At 43.8% G+C, this 5,099-nt stretch carries 4 protein-coding genes; 1 reads left to right on the forward strand and 3 read right to left on the reverse strand.

Annotated features, from left to right (window positions below; translation table 11 throughout):
- The 3 genes from KAH81_10425 to KAH81_10435 form a co-directional block, all read right to left on the reverse strand.
- Positions 1-245 (reverse strand): hypothetical protein (locus tag KAH81_10425; GenBank protein MCK5834068.1); only part of this gene is annotated, 245 nt, incomplete at its 3' end.
- 5 nt (positions 246-250) lie between these two features.
- Positions 251-1,954, reverse strand: a complete 1,704-nt coding sequence (locus KAH81_10430) for a peptidylprolyl isomerase (protein MCK5834069.1) — start codon at positions 1,952-1,954, stop codon at positions 251-253.
- A gap of 28 nt (positions 1,955-1,982) precedes the next feature.
- The gene (locus KAH81_10435) at positions 1,983-4,625 is read right to left on the reverse strand and encodes a valine--tRNA ligase (protein MCK5834070.1); all 2,643 of its coding nucleotides are present in this window, start codon (positions 4,623-4,625) and stop codon (positions 1,983-1,985) included.
- A 269-nt stretch (positions 4,626-4,894) separates the two neighbouring features.
- Here KAH81_10435 and KAH81_10440 point away from each other — a divergent pair.
- Positions 4,895-5,099 (forward strand): hypothetical protein (locus KAH81_10440; GenBank protein ID MCK5834071.1); only part of this gene is annotated, 205 nt, incomplete at its 3' end.

The raw sequence follows: 5,099 nt of genomic DNA on the forward strand, positions 1-5,099 counted from the left end.
AGGCCGACATCATTAGCCGCTTCGGCAAGCACTATCTCATCGGTCCACTGAGAAACCAAAACCAAAGCATCGTCGCCTATCTGACTTTCGAAGCCTTCCGGAATAATGGCTGCTAGCTGCTTTGATTTTAATGAAGTAGAACCAGCGGTCGCGACATTAAAGTCGCGGCGGTCGCGATCGCATGAAAAAAATGCAATAATGACCGCCGCGAGTAGTATAGCAATATTTAGCCTCTTAGAGGTCAAATCGCTTATTCTTTCACGTTAACAGGTTCAACCGGAACCGAGGCATAAGCCGAGGAATCGACCGAAGCAACGATAACCTTATCAAAGACCTTTACTCCGAACTCTTGATTTGCCGACTCCACAAAGTCCAGCATAGCCTTTTCGCGAAGAGTTCTTCTGAGTGTAGATTGAATTCTACCAGCAACCTTATCCATAGGCATAACAGCCGTTTCGCGGATCTCGGTTACCTTCATAACCGACCAACGATTTGTTCTATCCTTGGTGGGACCAACGAGATCCCCCACCTTGGCGCTGCCAACTGCAGCATATAGGTTCGGGAAACGACGCTCTGTTATTTCGAGCACACCACCAGTGTTTTTGGTGTAAGTCCGCATGGATTTTTGTTCAACAAATTTAGCTATATCGTTGCCAGCTTTTACCTTCGAGGCTACACCCTTGGCCTCGGCCTCATCTGCGACCTGAACCTCGATTACGACAACAGTTCTAGGTTGCATAAAGGAATCTGTGTTTGCCTCATAATAACTTTGAACCTCGGCGTCACCCACCTCGACTTTGCCGTAAATATACTGGTTCTGGAAAGTGCTAACCATAATCTCTTCGAGCTCTTTTGTAAACATTTCCTTGTATTCATCAGTATTGCTAATATTTAACTTATCAGCCAAAGCAGTAAGGAAATCCCCTTGCAGGTTACCCTTGGTGAAATTTTCAACATCGACAACAGAAAGAAGTGGTTGTCTTTGATATGCTGGACGAATCTTAACAGCAGAATCGAGTTGAGCAATCGTCCATGATCCATCATCCCATGTTGCAATAACCATAGCTTTTTCATCATCGTCAAAAGTGACTTCTGGAGCTTCTGGTTGATTCGCAACTTCCATATATTTGTTGATTACAACCGCAATAGCCTTTTCATCGAGCTTAAAACCTCTATCGGTGAACATTTTGTTAACGAAGTCCAAGGATTTTGTTCCTTGCATTTCACGCTCGATAGTCGCCTTTAGGTTCGCTTCTGCCTTCTCGAAAGCCTCCTGGGAGCGGGTGCGCGTTCCGATTCTCTTTATGATATGAAAGCCATAGTTAGTCTGGATAGGAGCGGAAATCTCACCATCTTTAAGCGCTAAAACTGCATCCTCAAAAGGTTTGACCATTCTACCAACCGTAAACCAACCGAGGTCTCCGCCTTTTTGAGCACTACCCGGGTCCTGTGAGTGCTGCTGTGCGAGGGCAGCGAAATCTTCGCCAGCCTTGGTTTTTGCTTCAATTTCTTTGGCAAGAGCTTCATCTTTTACAAGAATATGTGCAGCACTGAACTCAGTGCCTTTCTTCTCATAAAGGTCCTTGACCATTTCATCGGTGACATTGATCTTACTGGCAATCTCGGCTTCCCATAAAGCGGTAATCTTGCGCCTGTTTTCATTTCCATCGAGACGGGCAATCAAAGCGGAATCGGTATCGAGACCCTCTTTGTAAGCGCCAAGCAGAAGCAGTTTCTGCTGAACAAGATTATCGATTGCGCCCTTGCGGCCTTCGATAGCCTCTTCGACTGTCTTCCACCGAGCTTGCATCGGGCCAGCAACAGTATTGAGTTCCTCTAAGGATATTGCATACTTGCCAACTTTTGCGACAGTATCCTCAGGGGCTTTTTCACATCCCGTGTAAATCATCATAACAGCCAGAGCCGCTACCAAGATTAGGCATGTTCTTTTCATTCGTCCTCCTCTTTGTCTTTCTTTTTTGTTAATCTTCTATATCTTTCAAAGCTGATTTTAGCTTAGTCAGTTTTCCTACAATTTCCAATTTTTGCGTTTTGCTATTGAGAATAACTTTTTCGGGAGCATTTTTAACAAAATCGCTATTTGACAGGCGTTTTTCAAGGCCTGTATGCACCGATTCGAGTCTTGAAATCTCTTTTTGAAGCCTTTTGCGTTCAGCTTCGATATCAACAATCCCTTCGAGAGGGAAAAATATCATGTTTTCATTAACAACAGCCGTGCCAATTGGCCCATCAGGCCGGATATTCGAAATGATTATAGACTCCACTCGCGAAAGCGAGATAAGTATTTCGGAATGGGCCTTTATTATAGATTCTTGATTCAGATCAAATGGAATAATTATAACATTCCCGATCTTGCGATTCCCGATTCCCACAGAATTTTTAATATTCCTTATTTCCGAAGCAATGGAATTGATAAAATTAAACTCACTCTCTGAACTATCATCGATATACTCTTGATTAACCTCCGGCCAAGGTGCGATAATACACGCAGAAGAATCCAAACCACCCTCTATCGATTCAGATAGCTTCTGCCATATTTCCTCTGTTGCGAAGGGTATAATCGGGTGCCAAAGACGTAGTATTTCATCAAAAACCTTTAAAGCCACCGAAAAAGCTGACTGGTCGCTTTCTTCGAAACGAGGCTTTATGGCCTCTAAATAAATATCACAAAAATCGTTCCAGAAGAATCTATAAAGCACCGTCAAGGCTTCATCCAATCGGAATTTCTTAAAAGCCTCTTCGGACTCTTCCTTGGCCCTCTGGAGTCTAGACAATATCCATCGGTCGAGAAGATGTTCTTTAGAAGGATTTTTTATATCATCCGCGGCTATCATGCCATCGAGATTGTTGAAAATTAACCTTCCGGCATTCCAAAGCTTATTACAGAAATTCCTGCCCTGAGCAAAACTATTCATATCGACAAAGAGGTCCTGCCCTGCTCCCGCCTGAGCTATTAAGGTAAAACGCAAGGCATCTCTGCCATATTCCTCGATCACATTAAGAGGATCGATACCATTCCCAAGCGACTTACTCATTTTACGCCCCTGGGAATCTCTCACTGTGCCATGTATGTATATCGAACTAAAGGGTGTCTCACCCATAAAATGCTCAGAAGCCATAATCATGCGCGCGACCCAGAAGAAAATAATCTCACTTGCAGTTACCAAAACATCTGTTGGGAAAAAGTTTTTGATGTCTTCCGAATCGATATCCGGCCAACCCATTGTTGCGAAAGGCCAAAGCCAAGAGCTGAACCATGTGTCGAGAACGTCATCCTCTTGACGAATATTCTTACTGCCGCAATAAGGACACTCCACTAGGTTATCGCGCGAGACAATCGGCTTGTCGGTGCAATCGCAATACCACACGGGAATCCTGTGCCCCCACCATAACTGTCTGCTAATACACCAGGGTCTTATGTTATCGAGCCAATTGTAATAAACACCGTGCCATCGGTCGGAATAGAATTTAGATAATCCCCTCTTAACGACTGCGATTGCAGGTTCTGCAAGTGACCTCATATCAACAAACCATTGATTGGAAAGAAATGGTTCAACTAAAGTTTTGCATCGATAGCAGTGCCCTGCGGCCAGTTCGTGCGGGACAATCTTGATGAGAAGACCTTTGTCATCGAGTGCTTTGATCACCGCTTTCCTTGCCTCGAATCTGTCCATTCCTTCAAAAGAACCACCGTTCTCATTGATCTTGCCATCAAGAGTAAGGATATTTATCTGCTTTAAATCGTGTCTTTTCCCAATCTCGAAATCGTTCGGATCGTGAGCGGGTGTTATTTTGACCGCACCAGTTCCAAACTCCTTATCGACATAATTATCCGCGATAACCTCGAATGTTCTGTCAATGAGAGGATGCACAACCTTCTTTCCAACAATATCCGTATAGCGTGGGTCATCGGGATTAACCGCCACAGCTGTATCTCCGAGCATGGTCTCCGGTCGTGTTGTGGCACATTCGATGAAACTACCATCCTCAAGGGGGTATTTGAAATACCAGAGCGAGCTTTGAATCGATTGATGTTCAGCCTCTTCATCGGAAAGGGCTGTTTTACATTTTGGGCACCAGTTAATAATGTAATTCCCTCGATATATAAGCCCTTCTTCGTAGAGGCGAACGAACGCTTCGCGCACCGCCTTTTCATAACCCTCGTCGAGAGTGAATCTTTCGCGTTGCCAGTCGCAACTACACCCGATTTCCTTGAGTTGTTCTATTATCCGGCCACCCTTTTTCGCCTTCCACTCCCAGAGCCTCTCGACGAATGCTTCGCGTCCTATTTCTTCCTTGCTCTTGCCTTCTTTGGCAAGCTCTTGAACGACCATATGTTGAGTGGCTATCCCAGCGTGGTCAATCCCCGGAAGCCAAAGCGTTGAATATCCCTGCATTCTAGCACGGCGAACAAGCACATCCTGAATGAGATTATTCAAAGCATGTCCGATATGCAGAACATCGGTAACATTAGGAGGTGGAATAACGATAGAATACTTTTTGCCCTTTTTCGCCGGCTTATAATATCCACCTGCCTCCCAAAATTCGAGCCATTTGGATTCAGTGGATTTGGGGTCGTATGTTTTGTTTAAATCAGATGACATATTACAAAAAAAATTTGTTAAATTCAAAGGGTTACCAACTCTGTCCCACTATAGATTTTTGAAACTAATCAATACGTATATAATTGTCAAGGCCAATTTCCAGTTCGAGATAATTTGATATTTTCTTTTTTAATTAATCGCAGGCTATTCGGAATTCTCTTTTTTAATCCCCATTCGAGCAGTATATTTATTTAGTATATTTGTTGGTTGTGGCTAACACCTTCGAGCCGCTTAAAATCGCTAAGAGAAAAGAGAATATAATTTTGAGATTGAGTTATATAATTCCTTTGGTTATTCTAGCTATAATTGCTTCGTCTGGCGTGATTCTTATCACAAAAAATCACGGGGCAGGACTCACTCCGGACTCGGTGGGATACATAGCAACAGCAAGAAACCTCTGTGCTGGTGAAGGATTTATCAATGACATAGGTGAACCTCTTACAGCCCAACCACCTATTTATCCGATTCTGCTTG

The sequence above is a fragment of the bacterium genome (assembly GCA_023145965.1).
In the GTDB taxonomy this organism is placed as follows: Bacteria; UBP14; UBA6098; order UBA6098; family UBA6098; genus UBA6098.